At 66.4% G+C, this 21,997-nt stretch carries 19 protein-coding genes and 1 riboswitch; of the genes, 6 read left to right on the plus strand and 13 right to left on the minus strand.

From position 1 onward, the window contains the following. The first annotated feature begins 123 nt into the window (after positions 1 to 123). Genes ACOZJV_RS00765 through ACOZJV_RS00785 form a run of 5 tightly spaced genes read left to right on the plus strand, consistent with a single transcriptional unit; the run spans position 124 to position 5,304 of the window. The gene (locus ACOZJV_RS00765) at positions 124 to 1,413 is read left to right on the plus strand and encodes a hydroxymethylglutaryl-CoA reductase, degradative (RefSeq protein ID WP_421546514.1); all 1,290 of its coding nucleotides are present in this window, start codon (positions 124 to 126) and stop codon (positions 1,411 to 1,413) included. Continuing rightward, complete coding sequence (locus ACOZJV_RS00770) at positions 1,410 to 2,336, plus strand: hydroxymethylglutaryl-CoA lyase (RefSeq protein ID WP_421546515.1); 927 nt, start codon at positions 1,410 to 1,412, stop codon at positions 2,334 to 2,336. Before ACOZJV_RS00765 ends, ACOZJV_RS00770 begins: the two co-directional genes overlap by 4 nt. 58 nt (positions 2,337 to 2,394) lie before the next feature. Continuing rightward, the gene (locus ACOZJV_RS00775; protein ID WP_421546516.1) at positions 2,395 to 2,859 is read left to right on the plus strand and encodes a hypothetical protein; all 465 of its coding nucleotides are present in this window, start codon (positions 2,395 to 2,397) and stop codon (positions 2,857 to 2,859) included. Next, a complete protein-coding gene (locus ACOZJV_RS00780) occupies positions 2,856 to 4,244 on the plus strand; it encodes a tripartite tricarboxylate transporter permease (RefSeq protein ID WP_421546517.1) in 1,389 nt (462 codons plus the stop codon). Before ACOZJV_RS00775 ends, ACOZJV_RS00780 begins: the two co-directional genes overlap by 4 nt. Before the next feature lie 37 nt (positions 4,245 to 4,281). Further along, entirely contained in the window at positions 4,282 to 5,304 is a 1,023-nt protein-coding gene (locus tag ACOZJV_RS00785; RefSeq protein WP_421546518.1) for an SMP-30/gluconolactonase/LRE family protein, read from the plus strand. Between the two features lie 13 nt (positions 5,305 to 5,317). Here ACOZJV_RS00785 and ACOZJV_RS00790 read toward each other — a convergent pair whose 3' ends face one another. From ACOZJV_RS00790 to ACOZJV_RS00820, 7 genes are all read right to left on the minus strand, one after another. Further along, positions 5,318 to 6,085: an ABC transporter ATP-binding protein gene (locus ACOZJV_RS00790; protein WP_421546519.1), complete on the minus strand. Its 768-nt coding sequence runs from the start codon at positions 6,083 to 6,085 to the stop codon at positions 5,318 to 5,320. Then, positions 6,082 to 7,089, minus strand: coding sequence for a FecCD family ABC transporter permease (locus ACOZJV_RS00795; RefSeq protein ID WP_421546520.1), 1,008 nt, complete (start codon positions 7,087 to 7,089; stop codon positions 6,082 to 6,084). Before ACOZJV_RS00795 ends, ACOZJV_RS00790 begins: the two co-directional genes overlap by 4 nt. Continuing rightward, positions 7,086 to 7,946, minus strand: a complete 861-nt coding sequence (locus ACOZJV_RS00800; RefSeq protein WP_421546521.1) for an ABC transporter substrate-binding protein — start codon at positions 7,944 to 7,946, stop codon at positions 7,086 to 7,088. Before ACOZJV_RS00800 ends, ACOZJV_RS00795 begins: the two co-directional genes overlap by 4 nt. Positions 7,947 to 7,993: 47 nt before the next feature. After that, a complete protein-coding gene (locus ACOZJV_RS00805; protein WP_421546522.1) occupies positions 7,994 to 10,114 on the minus strand; it encodes a TonB-dependent receptor in 2,121 nt (706 codons plus the stop codon). A 35-nt stretch (positions 10,115 to 10,149) separates the two neighbouring features. Next, positions 10,150 to 10,923: a class I SAM-dependent methyltransferase gene (locus tag ACOZJV_RS00810; protein WP_421546523.1), complete on the minus strand. Its 774-nt coding sequence runs from the start codon at positions 10,921 to 10,923 to the stop codon at positions 10,150 to 10,152. Between the two features lie 109 nt (positions 10,924 to 11,032). Continuing rightward, positions 11,033 to 11,234: riboswitch (cobalamin riboswitch) on the minus strand. A 57-nt stretch (positions 11,235 to 11,291) separates the two neighbouring features. After that, entirely contained in the window at positions 11,292 to 12,287 is a 996-nt protein-coding gene (locus tag ACOZJV_RS00815) for an NADP-dependent oxidoreductase (RefSeq protein ID WP_421546524.1), read from the minus strand. A gap of 86 nt (positions 12,288 to 12,373) precedes the next feature. Beyond that, positions 12,374 to 13,162, minus strand: coding sequence for an SDR family NAD(P)-dependent oxidoreductase (locus tag ACOZJV_RS00820; RefSeq protein WP_421546525.1), 789 nt, complete (start codon positions 13,160 to 13,162; stop codon positions 12,374 to 12,376). A gap of 156 nt (positions 13,163 to 13,318) precedes the next feature. Between ACOZJV_RS00820 and ACOZJV_RS00825 the strand changes: the two genes are divergently transcribed. Continuing rightward, complete coding sequence (locus ACOZJV_RS00825) at positions 13,319 to 13,897, plus strand: TetR/AcrR family transcriptional regulator (RefSeq protein WP_421546526.1); 579 nt, start codon at positions 13,319 to 13,321, stop codon at positions 13,895 to 13,897. A 54-nt stretch (positions 13,898 to 13,951) separates the two neighbouring features. On the opposite strand, the gene ACOZJV_RS00830 is transcribed toward ACOZJV_RS00825, so the two are convergent. The 6 genes from ACOZJV_RS00830 to ACOZJV_RS00855 form a co-directional block, all read right to left on the minus strand. Continuing rightward, positions 13,952 to 14,788, minus strand: coding sequence for an ABC transporter ATP-binding protein (locus tag ACOZJV_RS00830; RefSeq protein ID WP_020298635.1), 837 nt, complete (start codon positions 14,786 to 14,788; stop codon positions 13,952 to 13,954). Further along, positions 14,776 to 15,579 carry an ABC transporter permease gene (locus tag ACOZJV_RS00835; protein ID WP_421546527.1) on the minus strand — a complete coding sequence of 268 codons (804 nt, stop codon included), beginning with the start codon at positions 15,577 to 15,579 and terminating at the stop codon, positions 14,776 to 14,778. Before ACOZJV_RS00835 ends, ACOZJV_RS00830 begins: the two co-directional genes overlap by 13 nt. A gap of 9 nt (positions 15,580 to 15,588) precedes the next feature. Continuing rightward, complete coding sequence (locus tag ACOZJV_RS00840; protein WP_421546528.1) at positions 15,589 to 16,575, minus strand: ABC transporter substrate-binding protein; 987 nt, start codon at positions 16,573 to 16,575, stop codon at positions 15,589 to 15,591. A 443-nt stretch (positions 16,576 to 17,018) separates the two neighbouring features. After that, on the minus strand, positions 17,019 to 18,653 hold the full coding sequence (locus ACOZJV_RS00845) for a GMC family oxidoreductase (RefSeq protein ID WP_421546529.1): 1,635 nt from the start codon (positions 18,651 to 18,653) through the stop codon (positions 17,019 to 17,021). Then, the gene (locus tag ACOZJV_RS00850; RefSeq protein WP_020298639.1) at positions 18,650 to 20,050 is read right to left on the minus strand and encodes a purine-cytosine permease family protein; all 1,401 of its coding nucleotides are present in this window, start codon (positions 20,048 to 20,050) and stop codon (positions 18,650 to 18,652) included. The genes ACOZJV_RS00845 and ACOZJV_RS00850 overlap by 4 nt, the downstream gene beginning before the upstream one ends. Before the next feature lie 158 nt (positions 20,051 to 20,208). After that, complete coding sequence (locus ACOZJV_RS00855; RefSeq protein WP_421546530.1) at positions 20,209 to 21,699, minus strand: aldehyde dehydrogenase; 1,491 nt, start codon at positions 21,697 to 21,699, stop codon at positions 20,209 to 20,211. Positions 21,700 to 21,997 lie beyond the last annotated feature (298 nt).

Raw genomic sequence — 21,997 nt, forward strand, 5'->3', positions numbered from 1 at the left:
CCTGGGGGGAATTATGCGCAGGGTACAGCGTGGGTACTGTCTGTCCAAACTGTACCTTCTTTGCCGGGACGCAGCGGATTAGGGTGGCGCTCACTGAACAACAATAACTGTGACAGGATTTTTATGAGCCTCGATTCCCGCCTCCCCATGTTCCGTAGCATGACCCCGGCCGAACGCCTGAATCACTTGCAGGAGTTGCTGCAACTGCCCGGTGCCGACGTGGCGCTGCTGCGCGATGCCGGAGCACTGCCGCTGGAAATCGCCGATGGCATGATCGAAAACGTGATCGGAAAATTCGAATTGCCCTATGCGGTGGCCAGCAACTTCCAGATCAATGGCCGCGATGTGATCGTGCCCCTGGTGGTCGAGGAACCCTCGGTGGTGGCCGCGGCCTCGTTCATGGCCAAGCTGGCCCGCGAAGCCGGGGGGTTCCAGACCTCGAGCTCGCTGCCGCTGATGCGCGCCCAGGTGCAGATCGTCGAGGTCGAGGACCCGTTCAACGCCCGGCTGAGCCTGATGCGGCGCAAGGCGGAAATCATCGAGCTGGCTAACCGCAAGGATCAGTTGCTCAACCAGCTGGGCGGCGGCTGCCGGGATATCGAAGTCCATACCTTTGCCCAGAGCCCACGGGGGCCGATGCTGGTGGCGCACTTGATCGTCGATGTGCGCGACGCCATGGGCGCCAACACCGTGAACACCATGGCCGAAGCCGTGGCGCCGCTGATGGAGGAAATCACCGGCGGCAAGGTGCGGTTGCGCATCCTCTCCAACCTGGCCGACCTGCGCCTGGCCCGGGCCCAGGTGCGCATTGCCCCCGAGCTGCTGACCACCACCGCGTACAAGGGCGAAGAGGTGATCGAGGGCATCCTCGATGCCTACAACTTCGCGGTGATCGACCCGTACCGCGCCGCGACCCACAACAAAGGCATCATGAACGGCATCGATCCGCTGATCGTCGCCACCGGCAACGACTGGCGCGCGGTGGAGGCGGGGGCCCATGCCTACGCCTGCCGCAACGGCCACTACGGCTCCCTCACCACCTGGGAAAAAGACCGCCAGGGGCACCTGGTGGGCACCCTGGAAATGCCCATGCCGGTAGGCCTGGTCGGCGGCGCGACCAAGACCCACCCCCTGGCCCAGCTGTCGCTGCGCATTCTCGGGGTCAAGAGCGCCCAGGATCTGGCGGAAATCGCCGTGGCCGTGGGCCTGGCGCAAAACCTCGGGGCCTTGCGCGCCCTGTCCACCGAAGGCATCCAGCGCGGGCACATGGCCCTGCATGCACGCAACATTGCCTTGTCCGCCGGGGCGCGCGGGCCCGAGGTGGATTGGCTGGTGAAACAGATGGTCGAAGCCCGTGACGTGCGGGCCGACAACGCGGCGGCGCTGCTGGCACACAAGCGCGCCGAGGGATGAGCCGCGCCGCGCAACAGGCGGTGCGCCTGGTGGAGGTCGGCGCCCGCGATGGCTTGCAGAACGAGGCGCAGGTCCTCACCCCCGAGGTCCGCCTGCAACTGCTGCAGCGGTTGGCGGATGCCGGCTTGCGCACCCTGGAGGCGGGGGCTTTTGTCTCGCCGCGCTGGGTGCCGCAAATGGCCGGTTCGGATCAGGTGTTCCAGGCCCTGCCCGAGCGTCCCGGGGTGACCTGGACCGCCCTGGTGCCCAATGTCCAGGGGCTGGAGGCGGCGCTGGCAGCCGGCTGCCGCGAGGTGGCGGTGTTTGCCGCAGCGTCCGAGGCGTTCTCGCAAAAAAACATCAACTGCTCGATTGCCCGCAGCCTGGAGCGTTTCGACGCGGTGTTGCAGGGAGCGCGCGCGGCCGGGATCAAGGTCCGGGGTTATGTGTCGTGCGTCATGGAGTGCCCGTTCAGCGGACGAGTCGAGCCCGAGGCGGTGGCCACGGTCAGCGCCGCGCTGTACGCCATGGGCTGCTATGAAATCAGCTTGGGAGATACCCTGGGCAGCGGCACGCCGAGGGCCACCCGCGCCTTGATCGAGGCGTGCAGCCGGGTGGTGCCGGTGGCGGCCCTGGCCGGGCATTTTCATGACACCTACGGCATGGCCGTGGCCAACGTGCACAGCGCGCTGGAGGCCGGGGTCCGGGTGTTCGACAGCTCGGTCGCGGGTTTGGGGGGCTGTCCGTATTCCCCGGGCGCCACCGGTAATGTGGCCACCGAAGACCTGGTGTACCTGCTGGATGGCCTGGGGATGGAGCATGGCGTCGACCTGGATCGGCTGATGGCGGCTGGGGCCTTTATCAATGCCCGGCTGGGCCGGGAAACCGGGTCGAAGGTGGCGCAGGCGTTGCAGGCCAAGGGACGGCTCGCCATCGGCCATTGAGTGGTATCTCTTCACGTGCATAACAATAAAAGCCCGCAGGGGCGGTGGGAGAAGTGCTTTGAAACCCGAACTCTATGAAGTGTGGGGCGACACGGTTGACGGTCGTCACCTGATCTATTCGATCGGCATTGGTGCCTGCGTCAGCCTCGGCGCATTTTTCGGTGCCCAGCAGCTGCTCAATGGCTGGGTCGAGTCGGCGCAGATGGCGCGGGCCTACGCCATGTTGCTGGGGATTGTCGGCTGCCTGATCGGCGGCGCCGTCAGTGCCCGTCTGTTCAAGCCCAAGCGCCACGTGGTGGAACACCAGGCGGATCTGGGGACGCGGACCCAGGTCCTGATTGAGCTGCAAAGCGAATTCGGCGACCTGGGGCGGCTCAGCGACCTGCCGCCGGAAACCATCGCCGAACTGCGGGAGATGGACCTCTATGAACTGTTCGCCCAGTACGAGCAGGCTCAGGTCGCGCCGGCAACCGGCAGTGACTTGCCGGCTGCCGTCGGCCCCGTACAAGGTGTCCGCCCATGATCGCGCCCTTGCTCGACACACTCCTGATGGCCCTGGGCATGGGCATCCTCGGTGCGGTGATCTTTGCCGGCATCGGCCTGATTTCCGGCAGCGATGAAACCACCACCCTGGCGCCCCTGACCCTGCTGGTGGTGCTGCTCGGCGTGCCGGCGCCCGGGGTGCTGACCTTCTTCCTGGCCGGCGCGGTGGCCAAGCACATGACCCACGCGGTGCCCACGGCGCTGCTGGGAATTCCCGGCGACACCATGGCCACGCCATTGATGCGCGAGGCCAACTTCCTGCGCAACCTGGGGGTGCCGCACATTGCCCTGCGCAAGATGATTTCCGGCGCGGTGATCGCGGCCTTGATCGCGGTGCCGATGGCGGTGTTGTTCGCGGTGATGCTGGCGCCGTTCGGCGACATTATCAAACACGCGGCGCCCTGGGTCTTTCTCGCAGCGGCGGTGGCCATTGCCTGGTTTTCCAAGGGGCGGCTGGCGGCGGTGCTGACCCTGATCCCATTCGTGATGGTGATCCTCGGCCTGCAAAGCTTCACCGGGCAGTACGGGGCCAAGCTCAGCGTCAGTTATTTCCTGGGGATCGCCATCGGGCCGTTGATCGCCGCACTGTTTTCCATGCTGGCCCCGGCGGAGCGGGCGAAGATGCGCCGCGATCAGGTGCGGACCTTTTCGCTGTCGCCGGACGTCAAGAGCTGGGGCGGATTCTTCCCCAACCCGCTCAAGGTCCTGGACCGCAAGCAAAGCCTGTGGACCGGCATCACCGCGGTGATTTCCAGTGCCACCTTCGTCTTCAGCCCGGTGGCCATGACCGTGATCATGGGCGAGCTGGTGGGCTCCCGGGTGCGGCATGTCTACCACCGCCTGACCACGGTGATTACCGCGCGCAATGGCGTGACCGAGGCCACCTACATCGCCGAAGCGTTGATCCCGCTGATCGCCTTCGGCCTGCCCCTGAGCCCGGTGGCCGCGGGGCCGGCAGCGCCGCTGTTCAACGCGCCACCACGCTTCAGCGTCGACGCGGCCTCGGGCCAGGTCAATAACCTGCACTCGCTGCTCAGCACCTGGGAATTCCTCGGCTACGGCCTGCTGGCGGTGGTGGTGGCGATCCTGATTGCCTACCCCTTCACCATGAATTACGCCCACCGCGCGGCGTCTTATGTGTCGCGCAAGATCAGCCATGAAGCGGTGATCGCGACCTTTGTCGGGCTGATCCTGGTGATCGGCATTTGGGAGGGCGGTTTGCTCGGCCTGTTGGTGATCGTCACCGTGGGCCTGCTGGGCGGTTTTCTCTCGCGTTTCCTGGGGTTCAACATCGGCGTGCAGTTCATGGGCTACTACACCGCCGTACTCACGGTGCCGGCCCTGGCCGCGCTGCTGGGTGCCTGACCTATGGCCTGCATAACAACACTATCGGGGTTTCATCATGCCTAAGCTGATTGCGCTTTCCCTGCTGTTTGCCCTTGTCGCTGCGGGCCCTGGAGTCCAGGCCGCCGAGCCGTTGCCGAGCCTGACCTACCCACCGGGTGGCGCCCGGTTGCAGGCGCTGCCGGTGGCCGAGCGCGACCTGCCGACGGTCACCGCCCAGCGCTGGCTCCAGGTCTCGGACCAGGGCTTGCAGCTCGAAGGGCCGTCGTTCGACCGCGCCGGCAACCTGCTGTTTGTCGAAGTCTTCGGCGGCCAGGTGCTCAAGGCCGATCCCCAGGGACGGCTCAGTGTTGTGGTGCCAAAGAACGCCCTGGGCTCGGCCGGGCTGGCGATCCACAAGGACGGGCGGCTGTTCGTGGCCGGCCTGGGCAACTTCAAGGACAGCGGCAACCTCACGGTCTACAACGCCGACGGCTCGGACCCGCAGGTGCTCATCGCCGGCGACCGGCACTTTCTGGTGGATGACCTGGTGTTCGACCGCCAGGGCGGCTTCTACTTCACCGACTTCAAGGGCACCTCCACCGAACCCACCGGCGGCGTGTACTACGTGGCACCAGGCAGCCAGCAGATCGTGCCGATCCTGCCCAGGCTGGCCATCGCCAACGGCATTGCCCTGTCGCCCGACGGCAGGACCCTGTGGGTCACCGAGTTCGCCACCGGGCTGCTGCACCGTATCGAGCTCAAGGATGCGCAGACCATCGCCCCGTTCGGCGAGGCGGTGGTGTACCGCTTCAACGGCCCGTCGCCGGACTCGATGCGGGTCGATCAGGACGGCAACCTGTATGTGGCCCAGTACAGCCAGGGGCGGGTGCTGGTGCTCAACCCCAACGGCCTGCCGATTGGCCAGATCCTGATCCCGGGGCGTGACGACGGGCACTTCCTGCGGTCCACCAGCCTGGCGCTCAAACCCGGCACCAACGAGGTGTACCTGGTGGCCAGCGACGGCGACCTGGGGCAGGGCAGCGCTATCTTCCGGGCCCGGGGGTTCGCCAAGGCGTTGCCGTTGTATTCCCATCAGTGACTGCGAGGCGGAGTCAGGCTCCGGGCGCGCCCAGGGGAATCGGATACAGGCCATGGGGGCTGTCATGCCAGGCGAACCCCAGGCCGAACGCCTGTTCCAGCCAGCCAGCCTGCCGGACTGCCTGGGGGCTGCCCGTGCCCAGCAGGCGGCCTTCGGCCAGGACCGCGATGCGGTCGGCGAAGCGCATCGCCAGCCCCAGGTCGTGCAGCACCAGCAGTTGCGCGCAATGGTCCAGGCGGCTGCGCAGGTAGTTCATCAGGCTCAGTTGGTGGGCGATGTCCAGGGCGGCGGTGGGTTCGTCGGCCAACAGCAGGGGCGAGTCGGCGGCCAGCGCCCAGCCGATCCCGGCTCGTGCCCGCTCGCCGCCGGACAGCTGGGACAGCCGCCGCTGCAGCAGGTGGTGGATGTCCAGGGAGTGGATCAGCGCCCGGGGCAACGGCTGGCCGTGCAGCGCCGGGTTGCGCCGGGAGCCCAGGCTCAGCAGCTCGGCCACTTGCAGGTCCCATTGGCTGCGAAAGTCCTGGGGCAGGTAGGCAAGCTGTTGCGCACGCTGCGCCGCGGGCCAGGCGGCAAGGGGCCGTTGCTGCAACTGCACCTGTCCGGCGCTGGTCGGCTGCACCCCGGCCAGGGCGCGCAGGGCGCTGCTTTTGCCCGAGCCGTTGGGACCGACCAGCACCAGCAGCTCGCCGGGTTGCAGCTCCAGGTTGAAGTCATGCAGCACCGCTCGGCCGGCGTGTTCGACACACAGGCCCCGGGCCTGGAGGACGGGAGCGATGCTCATGGGGCAGGCCTCGTGCGGGTCAGCAAGACAATGAAAAACGGCGCGCCGAGCAGGGCGGTCAGCAACCCCAGGGGGATTTCCGCCGGTGGCAGCAGGCTGCGGGCCAGGCCATCGAGCAGCGCCAGCAGGGCGCCGCTGACCAGGGCACTGGCCACGATCAGGCGCTGGTGGGTCGGGCCCAGCAGCCAACGCACGGCATGGGGCGCGACCAGCCCGACAAACCCCACCAGCCCGCCCCAGGACACCGCCAGCGCGGTGATCGCCGCCGCCAGCAACAGCGCCAGGTTGATAAAGCGCCGGGGCCGCAGACCCATGCTGTAGGCCACCTGATCGCCGAACCCCAGCAGGTCCAGGCCATGGGCCAGGCGCCGGGCCGCCAGCAGCGCGAGGAGGGTGAGCAGGCCCAGCAGGCCGAGTGCGGCGAAGTCCGGGGTGTGGATGCCGCCCAGGGTCCAGCTCAGCACCACTTGCAGGTTGACCGTTTCATCCGACAGCGCCAGCAGCAGCAAGCTGCGCACGGCGCCGAGCAGGGCGGCTACGGCGATGCCGGCCAGCAGCAGGCCGCTGGTGTCGTTGATCCGCGTCAGGCGGGTGATCAGCAGCACCAGCAAGGTCGCGCCCCAGGCTCCGGTAAAAGCCAGCAGTGGCAGGCTCAGGGCCAATGCCAGCGGCAGCGGCACCAGCAGCGCAATGGCCGCCCCCACCGCCGCCCCCGGGGCGCTGCCAAGCAGGTAGGGCTCGGCCAGGGGATTGCGAAACACGCCCTGGAAAATCACCCCGGCCAGGCCCAGGCAGGCACCGACGCAAAAAGCCGCCAGCACCCGTGGCAGGCGCCAGGTCAGCAGCAGTTGGGCAAAGGGCGAATCGCTGCCGTGCCACAGCGCCACGGCGTCGCTCCAGTGGGTCAGTTCGGCGCCCAGCCACAGGGCAATCAGGATCGCCGGGATCGGCGTCAGGCACAGCAGGCGGTAGCGGCGGTCGACGCGGCGGGGGGCCCGGGTCATGGCGTAATCTCGCTCAGGGGCTTGGGAAACAGCTCAGGGTGCAGCAGCGCCGCCAGTTGCTCGACGCCTTCAACCACCCGCGGACCGGGGATCAGCAGCAGGGCGCTGGGCAGGCTGTCGACCCGGCCCTCGGCCACTGCGGCAATGCTCTGCCAGCCGGGGCGCGATCCCAGGCTGGCGGCCTGTTGCGGGCTGCCGGCGACGATGATTCGGGTGGGGTTGGCGTGGTACACCGACTCGCCGCCGACCTGGCTCAGGCGGCTGTCGGCGAACAGGTTGCGCCCGCCTGCCAGGCGCAGGATGTCGCTGGTGTAGTTGTGCCCGCGCAGGGTCAGGTAGCTGCCGCGATCGTTACTGCCGGTCTCCAGGTACACCGCCACCGGCGGCTGCCCGGCCAGGCGCGCCTGGACCGCCGCGAGGCGTGCCTGCATGTGCTCGATCAGCTGTTCGGCGCCGCTTTCATGGCCGGTGGCCTGGCCCAGCAGGCGGATGTTGGCCTGCACCGCGACCAGGTCGCGGTGGTTGAGCACCAGGGCCGGAATGCCGATGCGCTGCAAGGGCTCGACCAGGGTTGCGGCCTGCCGCGCCGGGGTCATGATCACCAGGTCGGCGCGCAGCCGGGCAATGGCTTCCACGGAAAACCCCAGGCGCCCACCGACCTTGGCCCGGGCGGCGATGTCGGCGGGGTAGCGGGTCCATGCCTCGACCCCGACGATGGCATCGCCGGCACCGATCGCCGCCAGCATCTCGACGTTGCTGGCGAAGATCGCGACGATGCGCTGCGGCTTGTGCCGGATCTCCACCGAGCGTCCCAGGGAGTCGACCAGGGTCCGGGGGAAGCCCTCATCCGCACGCACGCCAGGGCTTGCCAAAAGGCACAACAGCAGTAGCCAGCGCACCCGGCTTAAAACCGGTAGCGCGCGCCGAGGTACAGCTCGCGCCCCGGGTTGCTGTTGCCCAGGCCACCGTTGGAGGCGCGCGGATCGGCCAGCGGCGAGTCATTGCCGGTGGCGATAAACAGGCTGCTGCGGTCAATGTCGAACAGGTTGTTGACCCCGCCGAACAGGCTCAGCTGCTGGCTCAGGGTGTAGTTGCCGCGCAGGTTGAAGACCCAGAACGGCGCCTTGCGGTACACGTAGTTGGCATCCGGGTTCAGCAGCCGCTCTTCGGTGCGGTAGTACACCGGGCCGTGCAGGATCCCGTTTAGCCCCAGGTCCCAGTCACGCTCGCGGCCGTAGGTCAGGCCAAGGCTGGCCTGGTATTGGTACATGCGCTGGATCTGCTCGCGGTGCGGGCCGGTCAGGGTGCTGGCGGCGCCCTTGTCGTCCATGTCGAAGTTCCAGTTGGCGTTGCTGTTGAGGCGCAGGATGCGCTCGTCACCCAGGGCCAGGGCGCGGGCCAGGTCGTATTGCCATTGCGCTTCAAGGCCACGGATCACCGCGTCGCCGTCGCCGTTCACGTACTGGCTGACATTGCCGCTCAGGGGGCGGCTGGTGATGCGGTCCTGGATCCGGTTCTGGAACAGCGCCAGGTCGAAAAACTGGTGGCGGCTGGTCAGGGTGATGCCGGTTTCGTATTGCAGGCTGGTCTCGGGCTTGAGGTCGGCATTGCCCAGGGTCTGGCTGCCGCTGGTGGTGGTGAAGTCGGCCGCCAGCTCGCCTGCCAGCGGTGCGCGGAAACCGGTGGAAACCCCGGCCCGCAGCTTGACCCCGGGCATGGCCTCGAAGGCTGCGCCGAGGCTGTAGGTGACCTCATCGAAGCTGCGGGTCTGTTCTTCGAGGGTCGGCATGTAGTCGGTCTTGACCGTGCTCGAGCGGCCATAGCTGTAGCGCGAACCGGCGCGCAGGGTCAGGCGGTCGTCCATCAGGCGCTGGATCAGCTCGGCGTACAGCGCCGCGCTGAGGTCATCGGAGTTGATGTCGTAGGGTGCCACCTGGCTGCTGGTGGAGCCGTTCATGGCCACGCGGAAACGATCATTGCGCAGTGTGCTTTTTTCCAGGTCCAGGCCCAGCAGCAGGTCGGTGCCGGGGCCCAGCAGGAACTGCGGCGTCAGCTTCAGGCCATAGGCGTCCAGGCGGCGCTCGATATGGTCCTTGCTGAACCCGGGGCTGCCGTTGCCCTGGCGCTCCGAACCCCAGTGCAGGTCGTCGACATCGCGCAGGGCGTAGACCTGGGCCGCCCAGTTCAGCCAGTTGGTCGGCTTGGCGGTCCAGTTGGCTTCCAGGGACTGGTTATAGCGGTTGTCGTAGTTGTTGTAGTCCCATTGCGAACCGCGAAAGCCCGCGTCGTAGATACCGTCCGAGCGCAGAGTCAGGTCCAGGCGCTGGTCATCGGACAGGTCATAGCCCAGGGCCAACAACCCGCCCCGACGCTTCCACGAGGTGTTTTCCTGGGTGCCGTCCCGGCTCTGATAGTCACCGCGCCGGCCGCTGTCCAGACCCAGGTAGTAATCCAGCGGCCCGGACACGCCGCTCTGGAACAGGCTGCCCTGGGCCAGGCCCCAGGAGCCGCCCTGCAGGGTCGCGCCACCGCCTTCGGTGTTGCGGCCATTGCGGGTGATGATGTTGATCACACCACCGATGGCCTGGCTGCCATAGATCACCGAGGCCGGGCCACGGATCACTTCAATGCGCGCGACCTGGGCCGGCGACAGCTTGGAAATATTCGCCGTGCCGGCCCGGCGCCCGTTGACCAGCACCGTTACCTGGCTGCGAAAGTCCCGGCCCTGGCCATCGGTATTGCCGCCACGGATGTTGATCGAGGTCTGGCCCGGGGTCCATTCACTGAAAAAGCCCACCGCGTTTTCCGCCAGCAGGTCGGTCAGGTTGCGCGCCGAGGAGCGTTCGATCTGCTCGCTGTCGATCACCTGCACGGTGCTGGTGGCGTCCTTGAGCGACTCGCCGGCCCGGGGTGCGCTGACCAGGGTCGTGTCCATCTGCAGCACCGACGTTTTGTCGGCGGCCTGGGTGGCGAGGCTGGTGCCCAGCAGCAGGGGCAGGGCGAAGGTGTGGCGCAGGCTAGGCATGGGGAAGGTCCGCAGGCAGGTTCTTATGGGAGAGTTCACGCGTGCCAGAGCAAGCTGGCGGCGCGTTTCGGGGCGCTGGCCAGCCAGCCCCCCGGGGCCGGTTGCAGGTGATCCTGCAAATGCCGTTCAAGCAGCCCCAGCGCCGCGCCATCGAGGGCGCCGAGCTTCTCCCTGAAATGCATCAGGGCTGCTTCGGGGGTGGCGAACAACGTGCTGAACGCCCAGTCGGTGAAGTGAATCTCGTCGGGCCGGGCGCTGGCCGGCAGCTCGGCCAGGGTCAGTTGATAGCCCGGGGTCATGTCGCTGCGGTGCAGTTGCGGCGGCAGGAACCCCGAGAGGCAATAGGTGCGCGGGCCCTCTTGGGCCGGCAGGTTCCACACCAGGGTGCCGCTGGCCAGGGGCCGCACCCGCTCGAGAAAGGCCTGGGCCTGGCCGTCGCTGACCGGGATGTTGGCGCAGAGCACGGTCTGTGTCGGCGCCAGGCCCAGGTCGCCGATGTCTTGCCAGAGGCCCGGGTGCAGGCTCAGGCTCACGGCCGGTTCACGGGCCGCCAGGCGCTCGATGCAGCGACCCATATAGGCGTTGGGCTCGACCACGGTCCACTGCCCATCGGGGGCCAGCAGATGCCGCCCAAGGATCCCCGAACCGGCGCCGATATCCAGCAGTTGCCGCTGCGGGCCGAGCAGTTGCAGCAGGCAGCCACCGATACGTTCGACATAGTTGGAGGCGGCCAGATGCTCGGCATAAAACGCCGCTTCGTGGTCGGGCCAGACAAAGGGAGCAGGGCGGGGCGAGGTGCAAAGCGTCATCGGAAAGCGCCGGGTTGAGCCAGGTCGGGCCACCCGCGGGAGCTGAAGCAGAAAGTGGCGGGCAGGGGACAGCATGCGCACGCCAAGGCCTGCACCCGCCCACCGCGGATTGCCATGTAGGGATCAGGCCGGTCTCCGGGCTCGCGAGGGGCATGAAACATTCGCCTTCCCATGCCCAGGCACAGTGGCTGTGTGAATGTTTCGCTCGCATACCGTTGCGGGGGCAGCGCCGGACTCGCCCAAAGGGCCTACCGGCTTCCCGTTTCACCCGCAGCACGACGGCTGCGGACACCTGAAACTGGCGCGCATCTGACCATTGAGGGACGGCAGCGTCAAGCGCCTAAGCCGCAAGCTTGCGGCGTGCAGCTTCAGAGCTTGATGACCACCTTGCCTTTGGCGCGCCCCTGTGCGACGTACTTCAGGGCCTCGGCGGTGGAGGCCAGCGGGTAGCTGCGATCGATCACCGGCTGGATCGCACCGGCCTCGATCAGTCGGCTCAGTTCACCCAGTTGTTCGCCGCTGGCGCGCATGAACACGAAGCGGTAGTGCACACCCGCCTGGCGTGCCTTGCGGCGGATGCCATGACTGAGCAGGCCCATGGTCTGCTTCAGCCCCCAGGACAGACGCTGCTCCCGGGCAAAGTCGGCGGTGGGCGGGCCGGAAATCGACACCAGCAGGCCGCCGGGCTTGAGCACCTTGAGCGAACGCGCCAGGGTCGCGCTGTCCAGGCTGTTGAGCACCAGGTCGTAGCCGTGCAACAGGCTGTCGAAGGGTTGGCGCGTGTAGTCGATGACCAGGTCCGCCCCGAGGGCCTTCACCCACTCGACATTGGCGCTGCTGGTGGTGGTCGCGACGAAGGCCCCCAGGTGCTTGGCGAGCTGGATGGCGAAGGTCCCCACACCGCCGGAGCCGGCGTGGATCAGTACCTTTTGCCCCGGCTTGAGCTGGGCGGTTTCCACCAGCACCTGCCAGGCCGTCAGGCCGACCAGGGGAACGGATGCGGCGTGCTCCATGTCGAGGTTGGACGGCTTCAGCGCCAGTGCCTCCTCGGCCACGGCAATCCGCTCGGCGAAGGTGCCGATACGTGCCTGGGGAGGGCGCCCGTAGACCTCGTCCCCCGGCTTGAAGCGCCGGACCTCAGTGCCCACCCGCAGCACCACGCCGGCCAGGTCATTGCCCAAAACCAGGGGCAGGTGGTACGGCAGGATCAATTTGAATTCGCCTTTGGCGATCTTGGCATCCAGCAGATTGACGCTGCTGGCATGCACCTGGACCAGGACCTCGTGGGCTTGCACCTGCGGCTCGGGCACCTGGCCCAGCCGCCCGGTGTCCTGGCCGTAACGCTCGATAAAAAATGCTTGCATACACAGCCTCTCAGGAGAGCGGTGCCCAACGCTGGCGCGCGGATCGGCGTCAGCGGATGGTCGGGCATGCTCAGGTGGGCGCGGGCTCAGGACGCGCTGCGATAGCGCTCGGCGGCGCGGCTCTGGCGGATGTCGGTCAGCAGCACCTGGCGCGCGGCCTGCAGGTTGTCCCAGCGCGACACTTCATGCAGTGGCGGGATGGTCACCGGTTCGCGGCGATCGAAGCCGACCAGGGCCGCATCCACCAGTTCACCAACGTCCATGACCTCGGGCAGGGTGTTGATATCGATGCCGGAACGTTCCCAGATCTCGGTGCGCGTGGCGGCAGGCAACACGGCCTGGATATAGACCCCCTTGGGGGCCAGCTCCAGGGTCAGCCCCTGGGACAGGAACAGCACGAAGGCCTTGGTCGCGCCATAGACCGTCATCCCCAGTTCCGGCGCCAGGCCGACCACCGAGCCAATATTGACGATGGCGCCGTCACCGGCCTCTGCCAGGCGCGGGGCGATCGCGCTGGCCAGCCGCACCAGGGCGGTGGTGTTCAGGGTCACGATCTGCGCCACCGCGTCCGGGGTCTGGTCGATAAAACTGCCGGACTGCGCGGCCCCGGCGTTGTTGATCAGAATGCCGATTTTGCGGTCATCGCGCAGGCGCGTCTCGACCTTGATCAGGTCGCTGGTCTGGGTCAGGTCGGCCTGCAACACATCGACGGCGATCCCGTGTTCGCGCCGCAGGCGGCTGGCGAGGGTATCCAGGCGCGCCTGGTCGCGGGCCACCAGCACCAGGTCGTGGCCGCGACGGGCAAAACGCTCGGCGTAGGTGGCGCCGATGCCGGAGGACGCGCCAGTAATCAGAACAGTCGAAAGAGTGGTCATGGAAATGCTCTCTGGATCAAAAGGGGGGCAAGCCGTAAGGCGCGAAATGCCGCGCCGGACTTTATGATGATGATCATAATCTTAATCGTCAATGGTTTTGATGATGAACGACATCAATGTATAGTGTGCGCCTGACGAGCAACGAGGCATCCAGCTATGAGGGTCACCAAGGCGCAGGCACAGGCTAACCGGGCGCACATCGTCGAGACGGCGTCGGTGCTGTTTCGGGAACGGGGGTATGACGGCGTGAGCGTGGCGGACCTGATGGCCGCCGCCGGCTTCACCCATGGCGGGTTCTACAAACACTTCGCTTCCAAGGCCGACCTGATGGCCGAAGCGGCCGCGTGCGGGTTTTCCCAGAGCCTGGAAAACCGCGCCCAGGTCGATATCAGCGAGTTCATCACGCGCTACCTGTCCCGTGAACATCGCGATGGCCGGGGAATGGGCTGCACCATGGCGGCGCTGTGCGGTGACGCGGCGCGGCAGCCGGAGGAGATCAAGGCCACCTTCGCCAGCGGTATTGAAAACATGCTGGCCGCCCTTGAGCCCGGGGAGGGGGCCCAGGATGAAACAGGCCAGCAGCTGCGCGCCGCCATCATCAGCCGGGTGGCCCATGCGGTCGGCGCCCTGGTGCTGTCCCGGGCGTGCCCGGATGACTCGCCACTGGCCGATGAGATCCTGGCAGTGTGCCGGACCCGGATCCTGGCATCGCTGCCGCCTTTATCGGTCGACTAGGCGACCCGTGCCGGGCCTCGGCCGGCGGCCAGCAGGGTGGCTGCTGCCGCGTGGCTAGTGATCGTCCTCGGGCCCGTCGTGCAGCAGGTGGAAGATGTTGCGCTTCATGCGGATAAAGTCCGGGTCCATGACCATGTCCAGGTTGCGCGGGCGGCCGATGGGCACGTCGAGCACCTCCTTGATCCGCCCCGGGCGTGCGCCCATGACGAAGATCCGGTCGCCGAGCAGGATCGCCTCGTCGATATCGTGGGTCACGAACAGCACGGTTTTCTTGCTGTGCTCCCAGACCTTGAGCAGCAGTTGCTGCATCTGCAACCGGGTCTGGCTGTCGAGGGCGCCGAAGGGTTCGTCCATCAGCAGGATCTGCGGGTCGTTGGCCAGGGCCCGGGCGATGGCCACGCGTTGCATCATCCCCCCCGAAAGTTGCTTGGAATAGTTATCGGCGAAGCGCAGCAGGCCGACTTCATTCAGGTAGTGCTCGACGATCTCCTTGCGCTCCGCCGCCGGCACGCCACGGCGCTTGAGGCCGAACTCGATGTTCTTGCGCACCGTCAGCCATGGAAACAGGGTGTAGCCCTGGAACACCATGCCGCGATCGGCACCGGGCCCATCCACCTGCTGGCCACCGACATAGATCTCGCCCGAAGTCGGCTCGGCCAGGCCCGCCGTCAGGTACAGCAGGCTCGACTTGCCGCAGCCCGAGGGGCCGACCAGGACCGCAAATTGCTGGTCCGGCACCTCGAACGACACCTGCTCCAGGGCGGTGAAGGTGCTGCCCGACGGGGTCTTGTATTGCAGGGTGACCTGATCCACCCGCAGTTGCGGCGCCGGCTGCGGGGCGATGCGGGCCTGGGTGAGTTGGGTGGGAGAAGTTGCGGTTACTGAGCCCATGCGGCCACCTTCAAACGGAGGAATCTGAACAGTTGATCGGTGATCAGGCCCAGCAGGCCGATCACGGCGATCGCCAGGAAAATCACGTCGACCTGGAACCCGCGCATGGCTTTGAGGCTGAGGTAGCCCAGGCCGCTGGAGGCGGCCACCAGTTCGGCCACCACCAGGTAGGTCCAGGCCCAGCCCATGGTCACGCGCAAAGTGTCGAGTACCCCCGGCAGCGAGGCCGGGGCGATCACGTGCACCACCGCGTCGGCGCGGCTCGAGCCCAGGGTGTAGGAGGCGTTGATCAGGTCCTTGGAAATGCCCTTGGACACGTCGGCGATCATCACCAACTGCTGGAAGAACACGCCGAAAATAATGATCGACACCCGCTGCTCCAGGCCGATGCCGATCCACAGGATGAACAGCGGCACGAACGAGGTCACCGGCAGGTAGCGGATAAAGTTCACCAGCGGTTCGAGAAACGCCTGCACCACCCGGAAGCTGCCCATCAGCAGACCGATGGGCACTGCCACCAGGGATGAGATCACGAAGCCGATCATCACCACCTCGACGCTGGCCCAGACATGGGGCCCCAGGGTGCCGTCGCGGGCCAGGCGCAGGGCGGCGTCGAACACCGCCCCCGGGGTCGGCAGGAACATCGCCGGGACCACGCCGCCGTAGGACAGAAACGCCCACAAGCCGATCAGCAGGCCCCAGGCCAGGGCGCTGGCGCTCCAGACCACCTGGATCGGCAAGCCGGTCTTGGGCGTCAGGCAGCGGTTCAGCCACGAATTGCGCTTGGACATGGCGAGCTCCTATTTCGGGCTGATAAAGCGGTTGTCGATCAGGTCGCTGTAGCTGACGTTGAAGGCTTTACCCTGCAGCTCGCTGGCGGTTTCATTGGCCAGTTTGATCACCGTGGCCGCCTCGCCGGTGCTGCCATTGCTGCCCAGCAGCTTCTCGCTCATGACCTGGTCGTAGAAGCGCACGCCCTTGGCCGCGGCTTCCAGTTCGGCCGGGTCTGCCAGGTAGCCGCCGACGCCCTTGGCCATGATCGCGTAGGCCTCCTTCGGGTGCTCCTGGGTGTACTTCACGGCCTTGTACAGGCCGGCCACCAAGGCCTTGATGTCGTCCGGCTGCTTGTCGATCACGTCGCAGCTCAGGGCCACCACATCGACGATCACCCCCGGGGTACTGCTGCTGTCCACCAGCACCTTGCCCTGTTGCTTGTTGCGCACGGTGGTCAGGTGCGGCTCCCAGGTCACGGCGGCCGGCACGCGCCCGGAAATAAAGGCGGTGGCGGCGTCGTCGGCGGTCATGTTCTGGATGTTCAGGTCGCTCATTTTCATGCCGGCGTTTTTCAGCAGGTAATTGAGCCAGAACTGCGACACCGAACCCTCGTTGACCGCCACCGACTGGCCCTTGAGGTCTTGCAGGCGGTTGACTTCCTTGCCCACCAGCACGCCATCGCCACCATGGCTTTCATCCAGGGCGGCCACAGCCTTGAAGCAGAACTGCGGTCGGTACTTGAGGATCTCATCCAGAGTCGAGGCCGAGCCGGACAACTTGCCCGAAGCCTGGGCCGCCATGTACATCGAGGCTTCCTCGATGGTCGGCAGGTCGACGGTAAGCCCGCCTTCCTTGAAGTAACCCAGGTCCTTGGCCAGGTACAGGGTGCCGTAGCCGACCCAGGTGGTATGGCCGATGGACAGGGTGCCGGCCTGGGCACCGCTGGCAACGCCGGCGGCGATAGCGGTGAAGACCAGGGGACGCATGCAGCGCGAGACGAAAGACTTGATCATTGAGCACTCCCGGAACGATGGTTTTTAGTTCGTATATCTCGGGGCAGTGGGGCTAGACGCCAAAAACGGGAACATCCTGCGGGTCTCTGACGGACCTTTTGCCGCTGTGGGGCGAGGTTGATGTTGGCTGATGTCGAGGGGCAGGAAAATTAGTAAATATGTCGTCGCTGACGATGAAAAAGATGGGCTGTTTTTGTGGCGAGGGAGCCAGGTGTATGAGCGCCGCACTGCGCTGTTTTTGTGGTGGGGACTTGCTCCCGCTGGCCTGCGCAGCAGGCCCAACCCCTGGCACCTCGATACATCTGGCCCAGCGCGCCCCCATTTGCGGCCGCTGCGCAGCCGAGCGGGAGCAAGCTCCCTCGCCACATGGGCGGGGAGCCGGGTCGCAGGGGCGTCGCCCTGCGCTCTTTTTTGTGGCGAGGGGAACCAGGTCGACCGAATCGTCAGCTGGTCACCGCCTGGTTCAGGCGGGTGGCACTGGCGGCCTGGGGCGTGCCGTGCAGGATCAGGTCGGCGGCTTTTTCGCCGATCATGATGCACGGCGCGTTGGTGTTGCCGCTGATCAGGCTCGGCATGATCGAGGCATCCACCACCCGCAGCCCCTGCACCCCATGCACCTTCAAGTCCGGGCCCACCACGCTCATGGGGTCGAGCCCCATCTTGCAGGTGCCCACCGGGTGGAACACCGTCGCCGCGTACTCGCGCACATAGGCCAGCAGTTGCTCGTCGGTCTGCACCGCCTTGCCGGGCAGCATCTCCTCGCCGCGAATGGCGTCGAACTGGCTGTCGGCCAGAATTCGCCGGGCCAGCTTCAAGCCCTCGATCAGCACCTGGGCGTCGCTCGGGTCACTGAGGAAGTTGAAGTCGATCAGCAACTGGCCGTCTCGGTCCAGGCGCAGTTCGCCAATGCTTTTGGGCCGCAGCACGCAGGTGTGCACCGCATAGCCGTGGCCCCATTCGAACAGCCGTCCGCGATGGCTGCGATAGCCCGGTACAAAGTGGAACTGCACATCGGGCACGGCCTTGGCCAGGGGCGTGCGGGCAAAGCCGCCGGCCTCCACGTAGTTGGTGGTGAGCCAGCCTTTGCGCGCCAGCAGGTAGCGCAGGGGCGCGGCGAGGATGCTGGGCAGCGAGCCCAGGGAGAAGCCCAGCGTCAGCGGGCTTTTCGAGCGAATGGTGAGCAGCCCGTCGAGGTGGTCCTGGAGGTTTTTGCCGACCCCGGGCAGGTCATGCCGGACCTCGACCCCGGCCTGTTGCAGCTCGGCGGCCGGGCCGATACCAGACGCCAGCAGCAGCTGCGGGCTGCCCAGGGAACCCGCGCACAGCAGCACTTCACGGCGGGCAAGCAAGGCCTGGGGCTGGCCCTGGATGTCCACTTGCACGCCGCGGGCCACCCGCTGTTCGAGAATCAATGAGCGCACCGCACAGTCGGTGACGACGGTGAGGTTGGGTCGCTCCCGGACCGGCGCGACAAAGGCGCGGTAGCTCGACAGGCGCCGGGCATTTTTCTGCGTGAGGTTGTAAATCCCGCAGCCTTCGAGCCGCTCGCCGTTGAAGTCATCGTTGCGGGCCAGGCCCAGGCGCTGCGCGGCCCTGACAAACAGTGCCGACACCGGGTTGGGGTCGCGCGCCGCCTCGACATTGAGCTCGCCGCCCGTACCATGCAGGCGCGGGTCCTGGCCCAGCTGGTTGTTCTCCGACTTCTTGAAATAGGGCAGCACGCTGTTCCAGTCCCAGCCCGGGCAGCCGGCCTCGGCCCAGCGATCGTAGTCGCTGGCATGGCCGCGAATGTAGATCATGCTGTTCATCGAACTGGAGCCGCCCAGGGCCTTGCCCCGTGGCGTGTGCAGGCGGCGCCCGTTGAGGTTTTTCTGTGGCGTGGAGAAGAAGTTCCAGCTGTAGGTCTTGCTCTTGTACAGGGTGATGGTGCCCGCCGGGGTCTGGATGCGCTGGCTGTTGTCGTGGCCGCCGGCTTCGATCAGGCACACGCTGACGCTCGGGTCGGCGCTCAGGCGGTTGGCCAGGACGCAGCCGGAGGAACCGGCGCCGACAATGATGTAGTCGTAGTCAGTGTTCATGCATTTCTCCCTGCGGGTTTGAGTGCTTGCTGGCGGCTGCGACGGCGGCTGGCCAGGTAGTAGACCGGCGAGATCACCAGCAGCCCGACGATCCAGGAAATATCGGCGCCGCCCATGGCCTGGGCGATGACCCCGGTGTACAGCTCGGTGGCCATGAACGGAATCTGCACCAGCACCCCGAGCACATAGCAGCCCACCGCCGTCCAGTTGAAGTAGCCGTAGATCCCGCCGTCGCGACGGAAGAACGAGTCGACGTCGTAGTTGCCATGGGCGATCAGGTAGTAGTCCACCAGGTTGATCGCAGTCCAGGGCACCAGCACATACAGCAGCAACAGGATGAAGTTGGTGTAGTTGGCCATGAAGTCATCCTGGCCCAGCAGCGCCAGGGCCAGGGCAATGGAGAACAGCAGCAGCGCGGTCACCGCCCGCGACAGGGCGCCGGCCGACCACGTGGGCACCAGGGTCTGGCCCACGGTGATGGCCGAGAGGGTGCCGCAATACAGGTTCATGGCGTTGGTGGCGGCGATGCCGATGGAAAACACCGCCACCACCAGGGTCGCGATGCTGCCGGTCATCTCGATCAGGCCGCTGATGATGTCGCCTTCCACACTCAGGCCAACCACCACCCCCAGGGTCATCGGCAGGATCGAGCCCAGGCAGCAGCCCCAGTAGCTGGACCAGAACGCGGCGCGGCCACCGGTGTCGGCCGGCATGTAGCGCGAGTAGTCCGAGACATAGGGCGCATACGCCAGTTGCCACAGGGCTGCGATCGACAGGGTGCCGAGAAAGCCCTGGAGGTTGGTCTGGTTGCGTTGCAGGAAGTCCGCCGGCAGCCCGTGCACGCCGATGATCCAGGCAAAGCACAGCAGCAGGATCGCCCCCGACACGTAGGACATGAGCCGGGTGTAGGCGTGGATCAGGCGATAGCCGAACACCGTCGCCACCACACTGATCAAGCCCACCAGGACGATGCCCTGGTTGGTGCTGAACAGCGGGTAGCGGCTGTGCAGCGATTGCCCGCCGAGCACCAGGTTGGAGGCGAAAAAGCCCAGGTACATGATCACCACCAGGGCCACCACCAGCAGCGAGCCGTAGGAGCCGAACTGGCCCCGGGTCTGCACCATCTGCGGCACACCCAGTTGCGGGCCCTGGGCCGAGTGCAGGGCCATGAAGATGCCGCCGATCAGGTTGCCGGCAATCAAGGCGGCCATGGCCGCCAGGAACGGCAACTTGAACACCGTGACCGCCAGCGCACCGGTGACCACCGTCAGCAACATGATGTTGGAGCCGAACCAGATGGTGAACAGGTCGCGGGCGCGACCGTGGCGCAGGTGCCGGGCAATGGGCTGGATGGTGCTCAGTTCAAGGGTTGCGGCTCTGTTGTCGTTATTATTCATCGGTCATTCACTCTGGTATCGCCCGGGCAAACACCCAGGCATGAGTTGCAGGCAAGGAAGATCAAGCCGGTAAACAGTGCCCGGCCGGTTTTGCGCAAACGGCCAGGTCGTGCGTCACAGAGGCCAAGCACGAACCGGGCCGCTGTTGCGATAGGGGCTCAGCGCAGCTGGAACCAGGTGGTTTTGAGCTGGGTGTATTTGTCGAACGAGTGCAGCGACAGGTCGCGGCCAAAGCCCGATTGCTTGCCGCCGCCAAAGGGTACGCAGACGTCCAGCGCATCCACGGTATTGACCGACACGGTCCCGGCATTCAGGCGGCTGGCGACGCGATGGGCCCGGTTCAGGTCATCGCTCCAGACCGAGGCGGCCAGGGCATAGATATGGTCGTTGGCCATCTGCACCGCCTGGTCTTCATCGTCGAAGGCGGTGATCGCCAGCACCGGCCCGAACACTTCCTCGCGGGACAGGCGCATCTGCGGCGTGACCTGGGTGAAGAGGGTGGGCTGGATAAAGTTGTTCGAACCGTTGAGCGTCACTTGCTCGCCGCCGGCCACCCGCTGTGCCCCGTCGCTGCCGGCCTGGGCGATGTAGTCCATGACCCGGGCGGTCTGCCGTGCATCGACCATCGCCCCCATCTTGCTCGCGGGGTCCAGTGGGTCGCCGGGCTGCCAGTGCCGGGTCTGTTCGACCAGGCGTTCGACGAACTCATCGTGGATCGAGCGCTGCACCAGCAGCCGCGAGTTGGCCGAGCACACTTCTCCCTGGTTGAAGAAAATCCCGAACGCGGCCTTTTGCGCGGCCAGGTCCAGATCCTGACAATCATCGAACACCAGGTTCGGGCTCTTGCCGCCGCATTCGAGCCACACCTGCTTGAGGTTGGATTGCGCCGAGTACTGCATGAAATGCTTGCCGACCTGGGTCGAGCCGGTGAACGCCAGCGCGTCGATATCCGGGTGCAGGCCCAGGGCGCGCCCGGCGTGCTGGCCGAGCCCGGTCACCACGTTGAACACGCCTTCTGGGACCCCGGCTTGCAGCGCCAGTTCGGCCAGGCGCAGGGCCGAGAACGGCGACTGCTCGGCGGGTTTGAGGATCACGCTGTTGCCGGCGGCCAGGGCCGGGGCGAGCTTCCAGGCGGCCATGTCCAGCGGGAAGTTCCACGGCACCACGGCGGCGATCACGCCCAGGGGCTCGCGGGTGATGGTGGCCAGGGCGCCGCGGCCGGTGGGGGCGACCTGGTCGTACAGCTTGTCGAGGCTTTCGGCGTACCAGGCAAAGACGTGGGCGGCCCCAGGCACATCGATGCTCCAGGCATCCATCACCGGCTTGCCCATGCTCATGCTGTCGAGCAGGGCCAGCTCTTCGCGGTGGGCCAGAATCAGCTCCGCCAGCCGCAGCAGCACGGCCTTGCGATCCCGCGGCAACAGGCGGGCCCAGGGGCCGCTGGCAAAACTCTTGCGGGCAGCACTGACGGCCAGGTCGATATCGGCATCGCCGCAGGCGGCGACGTTGGCCAGCAGGGCATTGGTCGCCGGGTTGCGCACGGCAAAGGTCTCGCCGCTCAACGCGGCGTGCGCACGTCCGGCGATCAGTGCGCTGTTGCTGAAGGGTTGCTTGGCCGCCAGCGTTTGCCAGGTATTGAGGTCAGTCACTGCATACTCCCAGTTGCCCCTCGGGGCTACGTCCACGATCAGTGGGGCCGATAGTGGGCCAAGCGCCGGGGGTGGGAAATTAGTAAAAATGTGTTCCGTATCGATAAAAAAACTCGGCTGGCGTGCTTCATCGTGGCGCACACATCGCCCGTAGCCGCTGCCGAGGTACGCGGCTACAGGGGTTGGTCCTGCCTGACCACCTCGTACACAGGCGGCATCGGGTTGAGCAGCTTTTTTAAGTTCAGGCCCCAGGAAATTGCTGGTTTCACCCGGGGCGTGCTGGTTGCAGAATCGAGGT

It is taken from the genome of Pseudomonas sp. QD4 (genome assembly GCF_049199125.1).
Classification (GTDB): Bacteria; Pseudomonadota; Gammaproteobacteria; order Pseudomonadales; family Pseudomonadaceae; genus Aquipseudomonas.

Coding starts and splice junctions, on each gene's coding strand:
- ACOZJV_RS00815 (WP_421546524.1), bottom strand. CDS start 12,287: ATGCAAGCATTTTTTATCGAGCGTTACGGCCAGGACACCGGGCGGCTG.
- ACOZJV_RS00820 (WP_421546525.1), bottom strand. CDS start 13,162: ATGACCACTCTTTCGACTGTTCTGATTACTGGCGCGTCCTCCGGCATC.
- ACOZJV_RS00785 (WP_421546518.1), top strand. CDS start 4,282: ATGCCTAAGCTGATTGCGCTTTCCCTGCTGTTTGCCCTTGTCGCTGCG.
- ACOZJV_RS00825 (WP_421546526.1), top strand. CDS start 13,319: ATGAGGGTCACCAAGGCGCAGGCACAGGCTAACCGGGCGCACATCGTC.
- ACOZJV_RS00850 (WP_020298639.1), bottom strand. CDS start 20,050: ATGAATAATAACGACAACAGAGCCGCAACCCTTGAACTGAGCACCATC.
- ACOZJV_RS00835 (WP_421546527.1), bottom strand. CDS start 15,579: ATGTCCAAGCGCAATTCGTGGCTGAACCGCTGCCTGACGCCCAAGACC.
- ACOZJV_RS00830 (WP_020298635.1), bottom strand. CDS start 14,788: ATGGGCTCAGTAACCGCAACTTCTCCCACCCAACTCACCCAGGCCCGC.
- ACOZJV_RS00805 (WP_421546522.1), bottom strand. CDS start 10,114: ATGCCTAGCCTGCGCCACACCTTCGCCCTGCCCCTGCTGCTGGGCACC.
- ACOZJV_RS00845 (WP_421546529.1), bottom strand. CDS start 18,653: ATGAACACTGACTACGACTACATCATTGTCGGCGCCGGTTCCTCCGGC.
- ACOZJV_RS00765 (WP_421546514.1), top strand. CDS start 124: ATGAGCCTCGATTCCCGCCTCCCCATGTTCCGTAGCATGACCCCGGCC.
- ACOZJV_RS00795 (WP_421546520.1), bottom strand. CDS start 7,089: ATGACCCGGGCCCCCCGCCGCGTCGACCGCCGCTACCGCCTGCTGTGC.
- ACOZJV_RS00770 (WP_421546515.1), top strand. CDS start 1,410: ATGAGCCGCGCCGCGCAACAGGCGGTGCGCCTGGTGGAGGTCGGCGCC.
- ACOZJV_RS00840 (WP_421546528.1), bottom strand. CDS start 16,575: ATGATCAAGTCTTTCGTCTCGCGCTGCATGCGTCCCCTGGTCTTCACC.
- ACOZJV_RS00810 (WP_421546523.1), bottom strand. CDS start 10,923: ATGACGCTTTGCACCTCGCCCCGCCCTGCTCCCTTTGTCTGGCCCGAC.
- ACOZJV_RS00790 (WP_421546519.1), bottom strand. CDS start 6,085: ATGAGCATCGCTCCCGTCCTCCAGGCCCGGGGCCTGTGTGTCGAACAC.
- ACOZJV_RS00780 (WP_421546517.1), top strand. CDS start 2,856: ATGATCGCGCCCTTGCTCGACACACTCCTGATGGCCCTGGGCATGGGC.